The organism is Mycetohabitans sp. B2 (genome assembly GCF_021733735.1).
Lineage (GTDB): Bacteria > Pseudomonadota > Gammaproteobacteria > Burkholderiales > Burkholderiaceae > Mycetohabitans > Mycetohabitans rhizoxinica.
In genome coordinates this window covers 1-18,313 of sequence record NZ_JAHKSP010000019.1, presented here as the reverse complement: position 1 = coordinate 18,313, position 18,313 = coordinate 1, and the positions used below count along the sequence as shown (strand labels likewise).

The following is an 18,313-nucleotide window of genomic DNA, read 5'->3' as shown; positions in this document are numbered from 1 at the left end:
CACCAAGATGTATCGCATCTTCAGGCAAAACGAGTGACCCATATTTGTGGGTAAACCTCAGATCACAATTCGGGGTGCTCGCAGGGTTGCGGGTCCAACTCTCAAACGGGCTCATTGCACCAAATAATGGGCCGACCTCGACCACCGCTGTCTCGTAATCGTATTCCTTCTAGATCCGCCTGCAGCAGTCGTGCGCTTCATTCTTCGGGGTCCGGCACAGCCCGATAAAGCACTCTCAAGTTTCAACTGGGCCGAAAATCGCCGGGCAGGTCAGCCTCCCTGCAGTGGGTGCACTGGTTCAATCACATCCGACTGCTTGGGTCCATCGGGCACATTCCTTCGGCTGAGACTGAGGCAAACTACTGGCGCAAACTCGCCAGCCAGCCCCCTGAAACGACCTCGACTTAAACCAACTGGCCTTTTTAAAAGCCGAGGCGATTCAATAGTTTCGGCTACGCTCCTTGAGCGTTGCGTATCCGCGATAAATGCTCGAGTACCGTTGTACGTGTCTGCCCAGTAAAATGGTTACGGTCCATAAAAGCCGTAATTTCGTTGACTGCGTCTTGCCCTTTTGAAGTTCTCAACACATAGCTCGTCTCGCTAAATACCCTTAGCAGTTCCGCTGTACTGCTGCCGTCAAGCAGCCTCAATGCGCGTTGCCACACGTGCTTTGAGAGCGCATCGTCCAGCCTATGGGTACGCCCCAGCAGGCTGATTGCGACCTGCACGCGCTGCGTCGGCAGCACGCGCAGCAGCGCCGGCTCCAGTAACTGAAATTCATGCACGTGTTGCTCGCGCGGTAGCTCAGCCAACCCGACTGGAAGATAGCGCAGTGCGACGCCCAGCTGCTCGTCCGAAAGCGATAGTGCCAGCTGTCGCATTTCTGTGTACCGCACTGCACGGGCTGCTTCGGGCAGCTCCTGTATAGCGGCGGCTAGCGCGCCGACCGATGCGCCTTGTTGTGAGGGGGGCAAATATAGGGTCTGTTGCTGTAGTACGGCATAGGTTGAGAGAGCCTTGCTCCCGTCAGGGTCAACCCGATGGTCGGATCGCAGTCGTTTAGCCAATACAGGGATTAGCTCGGCTTTTTGAGACATATTCAAGTATGGAAGCCGGCAGAGCACCATTTCATATTTTTCAAAGTACTGGGACGGCGTCCATATAAAGACAAGCGCATTGGCCAACTCAGGCCAAAAATTTTCTTGATCGGGTTGGCGCTGTGCAGCTATTGCATAAGCAAAATTAAATACTTTGGACCGCTGGCTAGCCATGATGTAAACCAATGAGGCAAGCATTCTTTTTTGTAAAATTAGGCCCTGTTTTGGGAGGCGGTCGGCCGCCGCAAACAGTTTTTTAAATGCCTTGGCTTTTTGCACTCTGGATAGCCCCAATGATTGCGATCGTTGCCAAAGTGCTGTGAGAGGCTCGGCCCTTATATCCGGCTCGGCTTGAATACGCTCGATGTCATCGATTAACTGCTGTAGCGACGTGAGATCGGAGACGTGAGCCGCTTGCTGGTAACAGCGCCAAGCCCATCGCCGCTCTTCCATTAAATAATAGGTGCGCTTGTTTACCAGTGAAAAAGCGGGGATATCGTCGAGCGACAAATGGTCAGCAATCTGTAAAATGACTTCGGTCGGCAGCGCAGGGTAAGCTGCAAGCCTTTTTACCGGTGTGTCGGATACGGGGCTTACGGAACGTTTAATGCCTATGGGCAGTGTAGACGGAGCTTGCTGGTTGGCGCGCTTGTCCACCGCATAAACGGCAGCTTGAGTGTCGTTTAAAGTAGCGTTTAAATCAAAGTCCATCGTCAAGCTCGGTAAGGAGTGAAGGGCGCGCAATGCGAAGCGATGTTGTTGCCGATGAACGAGGTCACTACATCGTATGCTGGCAATGCAAACTGTTGGAGAAGTTAGTGCAAAGCTGGCAATGCTAAGATAGTCTTACTTTACCTGGCAAGCTACAAGACGTTCGGCTTGAATATCAGGCAAGCCAACCGATAACGCGAAGAACGAGTCGTTCAACGGGCGCTTGCGTGAGCAATGCCTAAACGCGCATGGGTTCTTGTCACTCGAAGACACCAAGCGCAAAATCGAGGCCTGGCGCGAGTACTATAATGAGGCGCGTCCCCACTCTGCACTGAAGTAGATGACGCCCGCCGAATTCGCCCACCAGTGCAAGCCCCGGGCCGATTCGGCCCACCCCGAAGAGCCGGAAATTTCCACTTTAGAACGGCACTGATTTGGGGATAGCCTCAACTTATCGCACAACTTCTAGTAGAGGCCGCATGGGAGCGGGCCCCGCAGACACGCATGCACCCGTAACAGTGCTTTCATAATTGACTGGCGAAGCTGCGCTCCGCTGTTTCCTTACGGCGCGTTTCCATCACAGTTCACCTGCAACACTTGTAATTGTATTTGAAAGAACCTATATTTTTTTGCGGGCCCATTCGAATTGTGAATTAACAAACTTCTTTGTAGGGGTGAGGTTAACCATGCGCAAAACAATCAAACTTATTTTGATGCTTTTGTTCTCGCTTATGGCATCGTCAGCTTGGCCCGATGTCGGAGATGTCGATACTGAAGGATACTCCATGGTCACCCGCAACCAGACTAGCACAATACGGGTCCAAGACATTCAAGTGACAAATGTCGTGGAAGAAGGCGCTACATGTCTTGAGAACGGTCGTCAAGCCAGGAACGCCAACGGAACACCACTCTTTTGCCAATCCGGTGTGTGGCAGTTGGCCGTTCCGCTTCCACAATATCAAATCGTCTCCAACTATGCATGTGGAGTCGACAATCTGATCATCCCATGCCCAGCCGGATGGCAAGTTGTAAGCGGCGGCGGAAACGTATGGGCGCCCCAATGCGGCGCGCAACCAACTGGTGGAACAAGTGACGCTGCGGGTTTTTGGATGTCTGCCGGACTGGATGTCTCGCAACCGACTAGCGACATGACGGGATGGTGGATTGGTGGCGTGCATGACAAGTCGCTAGGCGATAACCTACAAGGATTTGCAATTTGCGTGAAGCACTAATTGTTTGCCAAATCCGGCGAGAGATGGCCGCGAGAAATCGGACAGTCGGATAAGTGGAACGCTCGGAGCCTGAGCCGGCGATAATGCCGGCAAAGGGACCCAGAAGATGACGAAGAAAGTCTGACGGACTGACCCCGCCGAGTACGCCATCCGTGCGCGAAAGTGAGTGGACTCGCCGGTTTCCGGTTGATGCAGTTGCCGGATGGGTCCGGCGCCAGTTGCCCCAAGGCACTATGCGGGCGCATCAAGTTGTAGTGCGCGCGCCATGCTTCGATTCGCTTGTGTGCATCGTCGAGACTGATGAACGCAAGCTGGTTCAAATACGCTTCGCGCAGTCGGCCGTTGAAGCGCTCGATGTGCGCATTTTCTACCGGCTTACCCGGACGGCTGAACGGTAGTTTGACGCCATGTTCGTGCGCCCATGCGTCGAGCGCCTTGCTGACGAACTGCGGCCCGTTATCAACCTAAATTAGGGTCGGGCGCCGCCCCTGTTGACGTAGTTGCTCAAGCACGCGCGCCACGCGAACACCCGTCAACGAGAAGTCGAGCTCGATGTGCGGTTCAGGCCAACGAGCGCGCACGCCCGGCGCTGCGAATAGTCGTACTGTTCAAAAACCTGCGGCACGACTTCCCGGCGCTGCGCGGACAAGCTCACTTTTTTCCGAGAACGTCCTTTAGCACCTGGATATCGAGCACTTGTTCGGCCACCCGCCGCTTAAGCCGCTGGTTCTCCTGCTCCAACTACCGCATGCGCCGCGCTTGCGATGCATCCATCCCGCCGTAGCGGCTTCGCCCGTTGTAGAACACCCCGTCCGAAATGCGGTGTTTGCGGCACACATCTGCCACTGTCATTCCGACCTCGACTTCCTTCAACACGCCGATGATTGGCTCTTCGCTGAACCGCCACTGCTGCACGACAAGGTTTCTCCTGCGATCTTGCCACTAACTTTACAGTCGGATACTTCCGTGGGGAAAGTTCGGCGGAACAAAACAAAGCGGCTCGCATCGCTGCGAGCCGCATGAAATATGGTGGGCCTCCCGTGAGTCGAACACGGCACCAACGGATTATGAGTATTACTCGCTATCAACGCCTTACTGGGAAACCTTTACAAATCAAGGCTTGTGGGGATCGCACAGAAAGCGAAATTCGCGCTCTTTGCAGTGGTTTGGTCAATTTTTCCCCCACCCCCCTCTGCACTATTCTTGCACCAAATTGCATCATTTTGCCGCTCGTCTAAACATCCTCAGGCCCGCACCATGCGGGCTTTTCCAACACATCCCGGATGCATTAAAAGTGCGATGCTAAGCGAAGCTGGCAGGCGAGGAGAAGCTGCCCGCCAATATCAAAAGTTGACGCTTTTCCGAATCGATGGCAATCTATTCTAAGGTGCTGAACACACCTTTTCGTAGGCGGAAAACCGCTCCCGTCAGTCAAGCGGTTTTTTTGCGTCCATAGGTTCCGTGTTGTCCTAGTTACGTAGGCAACATTTGCTTATGGCCGGGTGGCGCGCAGCTATACAAGACCCGAAAGGGGAAACCTGCGGGCGGCCCTACGACCGTGTTCAAGTGCCCGGCCGCCTCTCTGAACAGGAGGCGAAATTGAACGATTCGTAGGAGGCTAACATGGCCGCGTGCACCCCTTCTCTTCAACCCTTTCAATGGGGTGAGATAGGTCTTTCCCAGATTGTCCACATCAACGGCATTCCCCAGGCGTTGGCGCTGATTGGCCAGGACATGGCGCAATTGCAGTTGGAGGTGTGATATGTCGCTCACCAGACTACTGCCCCCTCTGCACGAGATATCCGAGACTATCGCCAATGCCAGTCAGGGGATCGATGCGTTGTGCGAGTTGCTTGGCAAGACCGATACTGGACAGGTACATGCACAGTCGGTTTATCTATTACTGGACCCGTTGCGCCGCCAGTTGATAAGCGCATCGAGTGATCTAGACGACATACTGTGAGCTTTGCCGCCCCTTGCCACCGCGAGGGGCGTCATGCGCATTAGAAGCGGCAAGCAAGGTCTCAAAATATCAAAAAGTTGACGCTCTTCCGAATCGATGGCAACCTATTGTGAGGTGCTCAACACACCATCACAGGCGGAAGCCGCTCCTGTCAGTCAAGCGGATTTTTTACGCCCATAGGTTTTGCGCTGCCATCGCTACGATGGTCGCTTGCTTATGGCCGGGTGGCGCGCAGCTATACAAGACCCGCAAGGGGAAATCTGCGGGCGGCCCTGTGACCGTGTTGAAGCGCCCGGCCGCCTCTTTGAACAGAGGCAAATTCAACAGATTCACAGGAGGTCTCTCATGTCCGTCCTCTCCCTCCAGTCTCCTCAATGGAGCGATATTAATCTTTCCCAGATTGTCAACATCAACGGCACTCCCCACGCGACGAAAGCCTCGATCGGCGAACGGCTCGAATACGCCGATCTGTGTGATGCGACCAACAAAATCGTGGAACGGAATTCGTACCTGCGCCGATATTCAGTTGCCGTCAAGCTAACGACAGCAGGTGGCAAAGGCTACGCCCAACAACGCTTACGCGCACCCCAGCATTTTTGCCGGCTAGCTGTCTGGCCGATGCCGAGTTTGGTGCTGATTAGTCAAGCCATGGCGCAATCGCAGTTGGAGGTGTGATATGTCGCTCACCAGACTACTGCCCCCTCTACGCGAGGTATCTGAGGCCATCGCCAATGCCAGTCAGGGGATCGATGCGTTGTGCGAGTTGCTTGGCAAGACCGATACTGGACAGGTACATGCACAGTCGGTTTATCTATTACTGGACCCGTTGCGCCGCCAGTTGATAAGCGCATCGAGTGATCTAGACGACATACTGTGAGCTTTGCCGCCCCTTGCCACCGCGAGGGGCATCATGCGCATGAAAGTGCATCATTCGTGCATCCAAACGCATCATTTTGTTGCACGCTCAAATGTCCTCAAGCCCGCACGATGCGGGCCTTCCCGGCATATCCCGAATGCACTAAAAGTGCTGTGACAAGCGAAGCGGGCAGGCGAGGAGGGGACTGCGCGACGGCGGCCGCGACGGACGCACCTGCCCCTAGCAGGGGTACTTCGCCAAGTGGTACTGACATGACCAGAAAGAGCCTACATGGCCTTCGATCCGTATGGGTAGGGTCTGGAGAACCTCGCGCGCCGCAATGGCACAGCAGCTCGTGAAACTACCCTCTAAACGTTGCCTGGCGCTTAAACAGCCGCCAGCAACGAGCGCTTAAATTTCAGGGGATACAAAAAATCATTGCGACACATATTTTTCGGGGATACAATAATTCCGATGAAAATAACCTTTGACCAGACGAAGCGGGACGCCACGCTTGCTGAGCGGGGGATCGCCTTCGAAGACGCGGCAGTAATCTTTGAGGGCAGAACGCTTGATATGGTCGATGACCGGTTCGACTATGGCGAAGAACGGATCGTCACGGTTGGCCATCTCGATGGCAGGATGATGATCGTAGTGTGGACAGCGCGGGGCGGTGCCCGGCACGTTATATCGATGAGGAAGGCAAATGAACGCGAGAAAAAGCGCTTTGAGCAGCGACTTGGCAAAGGCTGACGCGCGCGGCGTCAAACCAGCCGATTATGAGGAAATCCCAGAACTCGGTGACGAGTTCTTCGAGCAAGCGGACGAACACCGCGCAGGCATGCTCGTGAAACGTGGTCGGGGCCGGCCAGCGGGATCAAAGAAGCAGCAGATGAACCTGCGCATCGACCTGGACGTGATCGAAGCCTACAAGGCACAGGGCGAAGGCTGGCAGACCCGCATGAATGAGGCCCTGCGCGACTGGGCGAAGAGCCACGGCATGATGCGTTAGGCCGATGCTGCGCTGATGGCTGACGCGGTGCCACTCGCGGCAGGCATATCGATCACATACGGCACAAACTGCACGATTTCGTCACCCGCCCACTCGTTGAACGCGAGGAACTGCGCCTGCAATGGCACAATCTCATTGCGGCCAAACACCTTCGCGGCGGTGTCCGCTGCGCCAAAGCCGCCGGTGTTGCCCGGCACGATCCCCAGCAACTGTGGCGGCACGCGGTGCGCAGCGAGCAAATCGTCGCGTGTCACGTTCTTGATATTGAAAAACTCGTCCTTGGCGGCCACTTCCGACACTGGGATCAGCTGGATCCCGTCCTTCTTGCCATGGGGCGCGTAGTAAAAAAGGTTACGGAAATTGCCCGGCCCCTTCGCGCTTTTGAGCGCGGCGCGCATGTCGTCGATGTCGTCCTGATTCTGTGCCGGATCGGTCACGTACAGAATAAAGCCGGCGTGACTGCCATTCTCATAGTAGCGACGACGAAACAGCGTGGACGACTCGTTGAGCCACGCCGCGTGCAGCGCGCCGAGGTACTCAGGCAAACCGTACACCTCCTGATTCACGTCCGGCTCGGCCAAATGGTGGAGTGCGCCGGGCTCGAACTCATGCACGGGCTGCCATCCATCCGTCTGCACGTAGCGCTGCAAGTCCGTCCTGCGCCGCACGTACTTGGCCGGCACCGCTTCGAATCTGAGCGTGCCACCCAGCCGGTTCGTTTGCCGCTCCATGTATCCATTGCCAAACATCAGGAAGTCCAGCGCCCAGCGACGGAACGTGTCGCGCGACAGCAGCCGGTGCGGGATGAACGTGGACGCGAGCACATTGCGCTTAAAGTACAGCGCCGACGCGTGATGCGTGCCAGCACGGAACGACTTCGCTAAGCCCGACCAACTCACCGGCGGCTCGTACCAGCCATTGATGGTCGCCAGCTCCGTATAGTCGAGCAGCTCGGCGCGATTGAGCACCGGCACTGGGTCGCCAAACGTGAATGCGGTGGCCCGGCCAGGACGACGCCGAACCGATATGCTGCGAGCGCGCCTTTGCCGCTCGGTTTTTCTCATCATAAGCAAATCTCCATAAATCCAGCATGACGAGCCGCCATGCCTTCAAGCGGCTCGTTTGATATCGCGTGCAGCACTGCCCAGGCGAGATCCGCGTGACCGGTTTGCTCGCTACGGCTGGCCTCATACGTCACCTGCCGGCCGCTGGCGGTCAGCGTCTTGCGAATGGCCATGAACGACTGCGCCAGGTCGGTCCAGCCCGCATCGAACTGCAACCGGGCACGGCCCACCACCGACAGCCCTTTGAGCACGAGCCGTCCCTTCACTTCGGGCGAGTAATTAAACGCAATCACACGCGGGTAAAACTGACGCACGAGCTGATAGACGCCCTGCCCGATGCCGGTCGTATCGATCGCCATATACGTAACGGTGTAGCGCTGCGTGATCTGCTCGATGCTGCGCGCTTGGGCTTCGAAGTCCATGCCGCGCCACTGGTGCTTTTCCAGCACGCGAAACGGGCCGTCGGCGACGAGCGGCGGCGTCACGACGACGCAACCGGCCGAATCCCCCGACAGCGCCGGGTCGTAGCCCACCCATACCGGGCGGTAGCCAAACGGTCGCGCCGCGAGCGGCTTGAAGTCGTCCGCCCACTCCTGCCATGAATCGACCATGCAACGCTGCAAGTCGGCGAGCCGGAAAATCGACGCGGTGTCGTCGATGAACTGGCACATCAGCAAGTTCGCATACTCGTCGGCGCTGTACTCATCACGCAGCTCGGCCAAGTCGAAAAGCGTGCAGCCGGCCGCAGCTGCATCCTCGACGGTGACGATCTGGCGCCACTGCCGGTCCTCGCACAGCCGGCCACCGGCCAGCGCTTGATGCGAGATGTCTAGGCGAAGGTGCTCGGCCTTTGCCCGCCCACGGTTGCGGTGCTCGCCACTCCAGAATGGATACGCTTCGTGGCTCATGCTCGATGGCGTCGAAAAGTAGGTCTTGCGCCAGTGCTTGTGCATCGCCATGCCGGAGGCGACCTTGTTTAACTCGCGAAAGCGCGGCACCCAAAAGTACTCGTCGAAATAGAAGTTGCCGTGATAACTCTGGGCGGTACGCGCGTTCGTGCCGAGGAAATACAGTATCGCTTCGTTCGGCAACACGATCGGATCGCCCGTCAAATCAACGTCGGCCGCTTCGCGCGCAAACTGCGTGATGTACTGGCGGAACACGTGCGCCTGCGCGCGACTGGCGGACAAAAAAATCTGGTTGCGTCCCGTGTCGAGCGCGTCAACCAGCGCTTCGCGCGCGAAATACCACGTCGCGCCGATCTGACGTGACTTCAGAATGTTGCGCGTGCGTTGCTGCCCAGCTCGCCACCATATCTTTTGGTAATCGAACAGTGACGCGCGAAACGCGTCAACCAGGCGGTCACGTTGCGCGTCGCTAAAATCGTTACGCGTTGGCTTTTTCTTCGGCGCGGCGTTACGTGCCGCGATATGGGGATTGAGGTCCGATTCTTTGCCACTTTCGCCGTACTTGCGCACGCGCGCAATGCGTTCGAGTTGGCGCATGAGTAGGTCAATTTCCTTGTAATCCGCGCCGTCCTTCTTATCCTTGGCGATCAGCGTGTTGACACGCTTCTCGGTCGTGAACTCAACCGTATCGATCGGTGACGCGTTATGCCAGCCGTCACGCTGCTTCCACGCTTGAACCGTTGCGCGCTTGATATCCAAATGACGCGCGATGGACGACACACGCCAGCCCTGCCAGTACAGCGCACGGGCTTGCTTGCGAGGGTCAATAGAAAGCGGGGTATAGACACTGTCCGACATGCCGCACAGCGTACCCGCGACACGCACGGGCACGCAGCGACGCCGCTACGTACCCGCTGCGCACACCGATGCGAACCGTTGAATGCGCATGCGCAAACCGCGACCATCTTGGCCACGCTTCCCTACTATTTGTGACGCCCCCATGCACACCTTAGAAAATCATGCGAGCAAGGCCAAGTGGTTTCGCATCGCCGTCGAAGGCGCGACCACCGATGGGCGCACCATCACGCGCGAGTGGATTGCGCAGATGGCGAAGAACTACAGTCGTACTCGGTATGGCGCACGCGTGAATCTCGAACACATTCGCGGTGTGCTGCCCGATGGGCCGTTTAACGCGTATGGCGACGTGCTCGCGCTTGAGGCACGCGATGAAACAGGCGAGTTTGCCGGCAAACTCGGCCTGTATGCACAGATTGAACCCACGTCCAATCTGGTCGCGCTCACGCGCGCCAAACAAAAAATCTATACGTCATGCGAGGTCGATCCCTCCTTTGCCGATACCAAGCAAGCGTATCTGGTGGGCTTGGCGGTGACCGACAGTCCAGCGAGTCTGGGTACCGAGATGCTCACGTTCGCCGCGAACGCGCAAACGAACCCGCTTGCGCCGCGTAAGCAATCGCCACAGAACGTGTTTTCCGAAGCGATCGAAACCGTCATGGAGTTTGAACCTACTGCCCTATCACAGGACAGCACTGGGTCCGTTTTTACCAAAATCGCCGACATTCTGGGTTTTATTAAAAAGAAGGGGCAAAGCGATGAAAACCGATTCGTCGATTTGGCCCGCGCAATCGAAACCATTGCCGAGCACGGCCGCAACCAAGCCGAACAAATTCAGGCCCTGCATGCCCGGCTTGAGCAGCTTAACGCCGATATCACCCGCAAGCACAACGCGCATACGGCCACGGCCCAGGCACTGGCTGAGCTGACTGCCACGTTATCTGAGCCAAGCAGCACGCCGCGCCCGGTAGCACTCGGTCAGCGCGACCCAATCGCCACCGATTGCTAACCCGCTCCTCTTTTACGTTTTCCGGAGACCGACTCCATGCGCAACACCACCCGGCAAAGGTTCAACGCGTTCGTCGCCCAGCTTGCCGAACTCAATGGCGTACCAAACGCAGCCGAGAAGTTCACGGTCGAGCCCAGCGTGCAGCAAACGCTTGAGAATCGGCTGACCGAATCGAGTGAATTTCTGCAACGTATCAACGTGATCGGCGTGGCCGAGCAGCAAGGCCAAAAACTGGGACTCGGTGTGGGTTCACCGATCGCGAGTACAACCGACACGTCGGTCAAAGACCGCACGACGGTCGATGCCACAGATCTGGACCCGAGTGGGTACTTCTGCACGAAAACCGACTTTGATACGCACCTGACTTACGCGAAACTGGACGCATGGGCCAAGTTCGACGACTTTCAAATCCGCGTGCGCGATGCCATCGTCAAGCGCCAAGCGCTCGACCGGATTTGCATCGGATTCAATGGCACGAGCCGCGCAGCGACCTCCGATCGTCAGCAACACCCGCTATTGCAGGACGTCAACAAAGGCTGGTTACAAAAGTACCGCGAACAGGCGCCAGAGCGCGTGCTTGGTGAAGGCAAAGCATCGGGCAAGATCGCCATTGGTGGCGCGGGCGCAGATTTTGCCACGCTTGATGCAGCCGTCTACGATGCGCTGTCCAATCTGGTCGAGCCGTGGTACCAGGACGATACGGCGCTGGTGGTCATCTGCGGTCGAGGCCTGCTGCACGACAAGTACTTCCCCATTCTGAACACGCAAAGTGTGCCCAGCGAGCAAATGGCCGCCGACATGATCGTAGGCCAAAAGCGCATCGGTGGGCTGCCAGCCGTGTCGGTGCCGTACTTCCCCGCCAACGCGTTTTTAATTCAGCGGCTGGACCACCTGTCGATCTACTGGCAGGAAGGCGCGCGGCGCCGTGCGGTCACCGACAATCCGAAACGCGACCGCATCGAGAACTACGAGTCCTCGAACGACGCCTACGTGGTCGAGGACTTTGGCTCGGGCTGTCTCGTTGAGAACATCGAGATTGTCGCCAAGCAGGACGCGAGCGACGACACGAGCCGGGCCCGCGCGAAGGATACACCGTGACCAGTCTGGCCAAACGTCACATCGAGCGCGTGCGGGCCGCACAGACCGCAGCACAGACTGAGCCGGGCCAGTCACTGTCGGGTGCGAGTCACTACGAGCTAATGCTGGCCAAGCTCGCCGGTGACAAGCGGCGCTTGAAGGCAATCCAGTCCGTGGCCCGCAAAATCGACGTCAAACGCAAGGTATTACCCGACTATGCCGCCTATGTTGACGGCGCCCTCGAAGGCGGGCGCGGTGGGCAGGACGATGTGTTGATGACCGTGATGATTTGGCGCATCGACGCCGGCGATTATGCCGGTGCACTGGACATCGCGCGGTATGCGCTGCGGCATGGCCTGACGCTACCCGACCAGTATGAGCGCTCGACGGCTGCCGCCATTGCCGAAGAATTCGCGGACGCGGCACTGGCCGCACTACGCGACGGTGACCCATTCGACGCGACGCAGCTGGCCGAGGTGTACGCACTCACGCAGTCGTGCGATATGCACGATCCGATCCGCGCGAAGCTGCACAAAGCGTTGGGACTGCTGGACATGCGAGCCATCGGTTGCGACAGTCTGGACGACGCCAGCGATCGAGCGCGCGTGCAGGCGGCCTTGGCGAGCCTGCGCGAGGCATTGCGGCTCGACGCGCGATCCGGCGTGAAACAGACCATTGCTCGACTCGAATCGATGTTGAGCGCCGCGCACGGCTCGGCCGCGCGTTTGTGATGAGCCCCTACGGCCATGGCGGCACCGGCGTTCCCTCGTAACACCTGACGGTAACGCGATGCGAACGCCGGTCCACCGCCATCTACCGATACCGAAACCATGAGCGGCTTTTTTGCCATCCCCGATACGCCCGGCCGCGCGCCTGCGCGCACGCCCGCTACAACAGGCACCGTCGCCAACGACGGGTGGTTTCCTGATATCGAGCTTGCCGGCCTGCGCGACGCGATGCGGCTCGATGGCACCGTCACGGACGAACGGCTGCGCCTGACCACACTGGACGCACTCGCCAGCGTCAATGACGAATTGGCAACGTGGCAGGCCGCCCAGGTCGCGGACGGCCACGCCGATCTAGCCAGTGTGCCAGCACTGCACGTCGATGGTGTCAGCGTGCACGTCGTGCGCTATCGCCGTGCGATCTACCACCGCGTGCGAGCCGACATGTTGGAGCAGTATCGCGGCTACGACACGACCAAAGCAGGCGCCAGTCGCGCTGAAGATGTCACGGACGCGATCAACGAAGCGCGGCGTAACGTGCGGTGGGCGATCAACGCGATTCGCGGCATCCCTTTGTCAACGATCGAGTTGATTTGATGAAAGTCATTTCAAGCCAAGGCGACACGCTTGATGCGTTGTGCTGGCGGCACTACGGGCGCACGGATGGGACGGTCGAAGCTGCATTTCTGGCCAATCCAGGCTTGGCCGAGCTGGGCGTCGTGCTGCCGCTAGGCACAATCATCGAGCTGCCCGACGCAAGCGCGATCGCGAGCACCGCGCCGCTTGTGCAACTGTTTGACTGACAGAGGACCTGTTCGATATGGCCGAGCCCAACACCACTACCGCAGCGGCGTTATCCGCTGTGATCGGCGTCGTCAGCGTTGTGCCCGGCGTCGACGGTAATGCACTCATTGGCGCCTTCACGGGCGCGGCCCTCGTGGTCGTTTCCTCGAAGGATATGGGGTTATTGAAGCGCACCGCGTATCTACTGATCTCGCTGGTAATGGGGTATCTCGCCGCACCGGAAATTGTGCATGCCACGCCGATACGATCGAGCGGCGTGGCAGCCTTCTTCGCGGCCGCCCTGGTCATCGTCGTCACGCTGCAATTGATCGAGCGCGTCAAGTCGGCCGATATCTTTGTGTTTCTCAAAAGGAACCGGTGACATGCAGACATCGCTGACGTTCATCGCGCTCGCCGCCTATCTGTGCACGCTACTGCGGTTACTCGCTTACCGTCGGCAAGGTGCGCGGTACCGCAAATGCATGTCATGGCTCGCGTGGATATTCATGGCTACGTTGGGCGGTACCGCCATCGATCTAGCGCTTCACAACAGGCCCATTAATCTATTCGATGCCGCGATGGCAGTCTTCATTGCTGGGTTCGCGTGGGCAGTACGGGGAAACGTGGCACGGTTACTGGACCAGCAGGCACAGACGCGATGAAGATTCTGCGTCTGGGCGATTACGGTCATGAGATTGGACTGCTACAGCGTCGGCTGATCCGAGCTGGCTACAGGCTCCAGGTCACACACGTGTACGACGCGGCAACCGAGGCGGCCGTCACCGCGCTGCAAATCCACACCGGGCTCGTGGTCGACGGCATCGTCGGACCCAAGACCATGGTTGCACTTGCACGCGGCGAGCGAGACCCAAAGCACCTAACCGACGCGGATCTCCTGCGCGCGGCGAAAACGCTTGGTGTGCCGATTGCGAGCATTCGCGCAGTTACCGAGGTCGAGTCACGCAGCGTCGGATTTCTGCCTGACGGCAGACCCACAATCTTGTTCGAGCGGCACATGTTCTGGCAGCGGCTGATGGCTCGTCGTATCGATCCCGCGCCGCTTGCCGCGAAGTATCCGAACGTCGTCGCGCCGGTTCGCGGCGGCTACCACGGCGGCAGTGCGGAGTACACGAGGCTGGCGACCGCCATCCAACTCGATACGATTGCCGCTTATGAATCGGCAAGCTGGGGCGCATTTCAGGTGCTCGGTCAGCACTGGGAGCGGCTCGGCTATGCGAGCGTCGACGAATTAGTCACGCGCATGGAAGCGAACGAGGCCGAGCACCTGGACGCGTTCGTCCGATTCGTTGCAGCCGACCGCCAGTTACTGGCCGCGCTGCGCGGCCGACGCTGGGCGCAGTTCGCCCGGAACTACAACGGTCCCGGTTATAGCCACAATCTGTATGACAAAAAGCTTGCACAGGCCTATCGCAAGTACGCGTCGGCGGCTAAGGTGGCCGCTTGAATGGAGAATCGATGAACTGGAGGCATTGGCTATGGACGTTGGCGGCCGCCGCGCTACTGGCGATCGCGACCGAAATGCACATCATTCGGTCACTGCGCATGCAACTGGATACGGCGCGCATGGCAGAGCGACGTGCCTTACAAGCGAGCGTTGAGCGTGATGCGATTATCGAGCGACTGTTGCGCGATGCACGCGAGAAGGACGCGCAGCGTGCGCAACTCGAACGCACGCGCGCGGCGATCGACACGACGCTCGCAGCCTACCAAAAGGCCTTTCGGAGATTGATCGATGAAAACAAGGCCGTTCGTACCTGGGCCGGTACTGCTCTGCCTGACGATGTTGTGCGCCTGCACGCCTGCCCCGCCATTACCGGTGCCAAGCATTACACTGAACGCATGCGCACGCGTGTGGCCGTGCACGATGCCGTCAATGGCGCCGCGCACGAACGGTGAATTGGCTGAGTCGCTGACCGCGGCCCGCGCCGCGTGGGCCGCCTGTGCTGCGCAGGTTGACATGATCGTCGAGTGTCAGGTTGCCCATCGCGATGAATAAGCCCGCGAGCTTGCGCGCTGCCCTCGTGGCCGCTCTGCCGACCCTGCAGTCGGCCCCCGACACGTTGAGCGTATTCATCGACCAGGGCGCGCTGGTTGCCACCGGCACACACTCGCTATCGTTTGAGTATCGGTATGTACTTAATGTGCTGCTCCTGGACTATGCAGGCGACGCCGATGCGGTGATGGTAGCCATCATTGAATGGGTACGCGCGAACCAGCCCGATTTGGTCACCCACGCCGATGCACGCGAGGACGGCATCACGTTCGAGGTGGATCTACTGAATCACGAAACGGCGGATCTGTCGATCAAGCTTAAACTCACCGAAAGCGTCGTGGTGCGCACCGATGCGGCGGGCCGACGCGTGATTGAGCATGTCGCCGACACGCAGATGAATGCAGGCGAAGCGATAACCTGGTCCGACCAATCATGGACGATCTAACCGCATTCGAACAATGGGCCAGCACGCTGCTCGCACGGCTCTCGCCGGCTGGCCGGCGCAACGTGATGCGCGACGTGGCGCGCGCACTGCGGCAGGCGCAAAAAGCCCGGATTGCTGCGCAGCGCAACTCCGATGGCACTCCATACGCACCACGTAAGGCACGCGCTGGCCCTAAGCAGCTGCGTAACAAGCGCGGACGAATCAAGCGCACGATGTTCGCGAAGCTGCGCGCCGCGCGGCTGATGCGCACCGAAGTCAGCGAACACGAATTGGCCGTCGGATTCGTTGGCCGTGCCTCGCGCATTGCCCGCGTGCATCAGTTCGGTGAGCGCGAGCGGGTTGCACCGCGCGGACCGTACTACCGATATCCGGTGCGCGTGCTGCTCGGCTTGACTGACACCGATCGAAGGCTGATTCGTGAGCGGCTGCTGGCCTATATATGTGAGTCACTGAGCGCATAGCATGCTATGCCTTCTAGCTGTGTCAATCGGTCTCCCCTGCCCCGTACACCGATAACTGTGCCGCATCACAGCTGCTTCTGACGTTCTGATCGACAAGGTGGTAACCGCCGGAAATTTAGCGATCGCGGCATATCGCTACGCTTATCCGCCTGCTTTCAGCTACCTTACGGCATAGCAGCGCCTCACGTTGCGTTTGTCTGACCTTTTGCTCAGCTTGCCGATGGACTTTGATCTGAATGCCGCTTTGAACGATTACCGGGCCTACATCTGCGCGTTGGAGTCGTGCCCACAACCCGCCGCGTCAGCACCGCCACGACAGCCGTTGTCCAGCGGTGCGTTGATTAACACGTCGGCCAGCAGGCCAACAACATACCAAGACCTGCCGCCCGAACTGATTGAGCGAATCGGTGACTACGTGCCCGTGCAAGACGTGGGCAATTTTTCAGCAGTCGATCGTCGTACGTATCATGCGACACAAAGTCGGCGCCTAGTCTACCGTTACTGGCAACGAGCCAATCAGGTCGAGAGCCTTGAGTCGATCAACCGCATTCTGGAAGAGATGGACAGCGCGCTGAAAGATCCGGCGCAGCACGTCGAAGCGCTTGAGGCGCTGCGCCAGCGGTTGAAAGAGCTGCCGTGGGACGAGCAAAGCGAAGCCTTCAAGCGCGTGTACGTGGCCGCGCAGCGCATTCCGAAGGACGGCGTGCGAATACAAAAGGCGATGTTATGCACGCTTGATGAATGGCTTGGACTCCAGCGTGCTGAAGCATTCGACTTCGCTCACGCGTTGGCCGAACAGCGCGGCCCCGGGCAAGACAACGTCTGGAGGGAATTGGCGATTGCGCTGTGGTCCCTCCCATCCAGCTCGCCGGCGTTTATCGAGCGTTATCAGGTACTTCTGGCGCGGCTGCCGTCGTTGAGCGTAGCCGAGCAAGCAGAGCTGATCCCAAGCTTGTCCGGTCTACTGCGGCGTTTTAATAGAACAAACCCGAGTCTGTCCGCGCTGCATGCGCTCTTACGCGACCAGGCCTTGCGCCTTCCTCCGTCTTATCAAGGCGAGGCAGTCGGCACGCTAGCGGTCGACGCAAAGGTCTTGCCCGAAGCGGAGCGGCTTATCCGTTACGTGCAAATGCGCGACCTGGCCTTATCGCTACCGGACGATCAGTGGGGCCTCGCATTGCGCCATCTGCCTGCAGGCCTCAACATGTTGCCGCCCGAGCAACGTATACAAGAGTTGGCCTTATTCGAGCGCCATTTGGCGCGTGTGCCGGAGGCGCAGCGTACGAGGGTGGCGCACGGACTGCTGTCAAGCACCTTTTATCTGGATAAGGCGCAGTCACAGCGAGTGTGGCTACAAGTGTTGAGTTTGTTCAATGGCCGGGGGGAGGCGGCATTATCGAGTTTACTCACCAGCATACCGCGGTATTACCTGCATCACCAATGGCGATTTGCCAGGCGTGAGGTCGTCCGCTTTATGGAAGCCAATCGATTTTCCGAGACGGCGCGTGCACGCATTCTGGATAGTGTGCCGTGGTGGCAAGAGTCATGGCTTAGATATGAGCCATCTTAACGGCGGTGGCATGGAGGACGAGCTATGGCGTTCGCCTCATAAGTGTTCTTGACACCGGTAAGCACGGCGGAGCTGCATTGTCTGACCGGTGCGCGTGCCGCTGCACGGTGCGCCAGATGTGTGAGCGATGACGACACAGGCGAACGCGTGCGCGCCGCTCAAGGGCCCGGCAACATAGGCGACATGGATGCCAACGAACTGTGTCGCCTGATCGCCAACCTGATCCGCAAGGGCGTGGTGCTGGACGTCAATTGCGCGAGCTGCCCGCCGACCTGCCGGGTGGCCGTCGGTGACATGACCGATGCGCAGGACGCAGGCTTGCAGACCAACTGGATTCCGTGGATGACGCTCGCGGCCGGCACCACGCGCGAGTGGCTGCCGCCCACGAAGGGCGAGCAAGTGCTGCTGCTATGCCCGATGGGCGACCCGGCGCAAGGCGTCGCGCTGCGCGGGCTGTTTTCTGACTGCGCCGACACGCCGTCACGCGATCCGGCCGTACACACGCGCGTGTATCCGGATGGCGCACAGCTC

Annotated in this window: 23 protein-coding genes and 4 pseudogenes; 23 read left to right on the top strand and 4 right to left on the bottom strand. The window is 58.8% G+C overall.

The genetic code is table 11. From position 1 onward, the window contains the following. Positions 1 to 273 precede the first annotated feature (273 nt). Positions 274 to 408, top strand: a pseudogene (locus KPG66_RS04430) (IS3 family transposase); the annotation flags it as partial. A gap of 44 nt (positions 409 to 452) precedes the next feature. On the opposite strand, the gene KPG66_RS04425 reads toward KPG66_RS04430, so the two are convergent. Next, entirely contained in the window at positions 453 to 1,808 is a 1,356-nt protein-coding gene (locus KPG66_RS04425) for an F-box protein (protein WP_041753249.1), read from the bottom strand. A 178-nt stretch (positions 1,809 to 1,986) separates the two neighbouring features. Between KPG66_RS04425 and KPG66_RS04420 the strand changes: the two are divergent. Beyond that, positions 1,987 to 2,241: pseudogene (locus KPG66_RS04420) on the top strand (integrase core domain-containing protein); the annotation flags it as partial. A gap of 253 nt (positions 2,242 to 2,494) precedes the next feature. Beyond that, positions 2,495 to 3,040 (top strand): hypothetical protein, encoded by a 546-nt coding sequence (locus tag KPG66_RS04415; RefSeq protein ID WP_237070129.1) that lies wholly within the window; start codon positions 2,495 to 2,497, stop codon positions 3,038 to 3,040. A gap of 206 nt (positions 3,041 to 3,246) precedes the next feature. On the opposite strand, the pseudogene KPG66_RS04410 reads toward KPG66_RS04415, so the two are convergent. Next, positions 3,247 to 3,955 (bottom strand): annotated as a pseudogene (locus KPG66_RS04410) (integrase core domain-containing protein); the annotation flags it as partial. A 708-nt stretch (positions 3,956 to 4,663) separates the two neighbouring features. Between KPG66_RS04410 and KPG66_RS04405 the strand changes: the two are divergent. The 6 genes from KPG66_RS04405 to KPG66_RS04380 all read left to right on the top strand — a co-directional run bounded on the left by KPG66_RS04405 (position 4,664) and on the right by KPG66_RS04380 (position 6,871). Next, positions 4,664 to 4,801 carry a hypothetical protein gene (locus KPG66_RS04405; RefSeq protein ID WP_237070128.1) on the top strand — a complete coding sequence of 46 codons (138 nt, stop codon included), beginning with the start codon at positions 4,664 to 4,666 and terminating at the stop codon, positions 4,799 to 4,801. Position 4,802: 1 nt separating this feature from the next. After that, on the top strand, positions 4,803 to 5,003 hold the full coding sequence (locus tag KPG66_RS04400; protein WP_237070127.1) for a hypothetical protein: 201 nt from the start codon (positions 4,803 to 4,805) through the stop codon (positions 5,001 to 5,003). Between the two features lie 345 nt (positions 5,004 to 5,348). Continuing rightward, positions 5,349 to 5,678, top strand: coding sequence for a hypothetical protein (locus tag KPG66_RS04395; protein ID WP_237070126.1), 330 nt, complete (start codon positions 5,349 to 5,351; stop codon positions 5,676 to 5,678). Position 5,679: 1 nt separating this feature from the next. Further along, a complete protein-coding gene (locus KPG66_RS04390; RefSeq protein ID WP_237070125.1) occupies positions 5,680 to 5,880 on the top strand; it encodes a hypothetical protein in 201 nt (66 codons plus the stop codon). Positions 5,881 to 6,333: 453 nt separating this feature from the next. Beyond that, the gene (locus KPG66_RS04385; RefSeq protein WP_237070124.1) at positions 6,334 to 6,612 is read left to right on the top strand and encodes a BrnT family toxin; all 279 of its coding nucleotides are present in this window, start codon (positions 6,334 to 6,336) and stop codon (positions 6,610 to 6,612) included. Beyond that, positions 6,566 to 6,871 carry a BrnA antitoxin family protein gene (locus tag KPG66_RS04380; protein WP_237070123.1) on the top strand — a complete coding sequence of 102 codons (306 nt, stop codon included), beginning with the start codon at positions 6,566 to 6,568 and terminating at the stop codon, positions 6,869 to 6,871. Before KPG66_RS04385 ends, KPG66_RS04380 begins: the two co-directional genes overlap by 47 nt. Here the strand turns inward: KPG66_RS04380 and KPG66_RS04375 are convergent. Together KPG66_RS04375 and KPG66_RS04370 are read right to left on the bottom strand one after the other, a co-directional pair. After that, positions 6,868 to 7,935, bottom strand: a complete 1,068-nt coding sequence (locus KPG66_RS04375) for a phage portal protein (protein WP_422392545.1) — start codon at positions 7,933 to 7,935, stop codon at positions 6,868 to 6,870. The two genes, KPG66_RS04380 and KPG66_RS04375, sit on opposite strands and share 4 nt — an antisense overlap. Further along, positions 7,935 to 9,701, bottom strand: a complete 1,767-nt coding sequence (locus KPG66_RS04370) for a terminase ATPase subunit family protein (RefSeq protein ID WP_237070132.1) — start codon at positions 9,699 to 9,701, stop codon at positions 7,935 to 7,937. The genes KPG66_RS04375 and KPG66_RS04370 overlap by 1 nt, the downstream gene beginning before the upstream one ends. A 142-nt stretch (positions 9,702 to 9,843) precedes the next feature. On the opposite strand from KPG66_RS04370, the gene KPG66_RS04365 reads away from it, so the two are divergent. The 14 genes and pseudogenes from KPG66_RS04365 to KPG66_RS04300 form a co-directional block, all read left to right on the top strand. After that, on the top strand, positions 9,844 to 10,707 hold the full coding sequence (locus KPG66_RS04365; protein ID WP_237070121.1) for a GPO family capsid scaffolding protein: 864 nt from the start codon (positions 9,844 to 9,846) through the stop codon (positions 10,705 to 10,707). A 36-nt stretch (positions 10,708 to 10,743) separates the two neighbouring features. Further along, positions 10,744 to 11,805: a phage major capsid protein, P2 family gene (locus tag KPG66_RS04360; protein WP_237070120.1), complete on the top strand. Its 1,062-nt coding sequence runs from the start codon at positions 10,744 to 10,746 to the stop codon at positions 11,803 to 11,805. Further along, on the top strand, positions 11,802 to 12,515 hold the full coding sequence (gene gpM, locus KPG66_RS04355) for a phage terminase small subunit (RefSeq protein WP_237070119.1): 714 nt from the start codon (positions 11,802 to 11,804) through the stop codon (positions 12,513 to 12,515). The genes KPG66_RS04360 and gpM overlap by 4 nt, the downstream gene beginning before the upstream one ends. A 99-nt stretch (positions 12,516 to 12,614) precedes the next feature. Continuing rightward, on the top strand, positions 12,615 to 13,106 hold the full coding sequence (locus tag KPG66_RS04350) for a head completion/stabilization protein (protein ID WP_237070118.1): 492 nt from the start codon (positions 12,615 to 12,617) through the stop codon (positions 13,104 to 13,106). Then, positions 13,106 to 13,312, top strand: a complete 207-nt coding sequence (locus tag KPG66_RS04345; RefSeq protein WP_237070117.1) for a tail protein X — start codon at positions 13,106 to 13,108, stop codon at positions 13,310 to 13,312. The genes KPG66_RS04350 and KPG66_RS04345 overlap by 1 nt, the downstream gene beginning before the upstream one ends. A 17-nt stretch (positions 13,313 to 13,329) precedes the next feature. Beyond that, positions 13,330 to 13,674, top strand: coding sequence for a putative holin (locus KPG66_RS04340; RefSeq protein WP_237070116.1), 345 nt, complete (start codon positions 13,330 to 13,332; stop codon positions 13,672 to 13,674). Between the two features lies 1 nt (position 13,675). Further along, complete coding sequence (locus KPG66_RS04335; RefSeq protein WP_237070115.1) at positions 13,676 to 13,954, top strand: phage holin family protein; 279 nt, start codon at positions 13,676 to 13,678, stop codon at positions 13,952 to 13,954. After that, positions 13,951 to 14,757, top strand: coding sequence for an N-acetylmuramidase domain-containing protein (locus KPG66_RS04330; RefSeq protein WP_237070114.1), 807 nt, complete (start codon positions 13,951 to 13,953; stop codon positions 14,755 to 14,757). The genes KPG66_RS04335 and KPG66_RS04330 overlap by 4 nt, the downstream gene beginning before the upstream one ends. Positions 14,758 to 14,768: 11 nt before the next feature. After that, positions 14,769 to 15,122, top strand: a pseudogene (locus KPG66_RS04325) (Rz-like lysis system protein LysB); the annotation flags it as partial. Continuing rightward, complete coding sequence (gene lysC / locus KPG66_RS04320; protein ID WP_237070113.1) at positions 15,046 to 15,309, top strand: Rz1-like lysis system protein LysC; 264 nt, start codon at positions 15,046 to 15,048, stop codon at positions 15,307 to 15,309. The pseudogene KPG66_RS04325 and the gene lysC, both read left to right, overlap by 77 nt. Further along, a complete protein-coding gene (locus KPG66_RS04315) occupies positions 15,302 to 15,751 on the top strand; it encodes a phage tail protein (RefSeq protein ID WP_237070112.1) in 450 nt (149 codons plus the stop codon). Before lysC ends, KPG66_RS04315 begins: the two co-directional genes overlap by 8 nt. After that, complete coding sequence (locus KPG66_RS04310; RefSeq protein ID WP_272907028.1) at positions 15,739 to 16,212, top strand: phage virion morphogenesis protein; 474 nt, start codon at positions 15,739 to 15,741, stop codon at positions 16,210 to 16,212. The genes KPG66_RS04315 and KPG66_RS04310 overlap by 13 nt, the downstream gene beginning before the upstream one ends. Before the next feature lie 220 nt (positions 16,213 to 16,432). After that, the gene (locus tag KPG66_RS04305; RefSeq protein ID WP_237070111.1) at positions 16,433 to 17,782 is read left to right on the top strand and encodes a hypothetical protein; all 1,350 of its coding nucleotides are present in this window, start codon (positions 16,433 to 16,435) and stop codon (positions 17,780 to 17,782) included. A gap of 147 nt (positions 17,783 to 17,929) precedes the next feature. Next, positions 17,930 to 18,313, top strand: a 384-nt coding sequence (locus tag KPG66_RS04300; protein WP_442929409.1) for a phage baseplate assembly protein V, incomplete at its 3' end; no start/stop codon positions are given.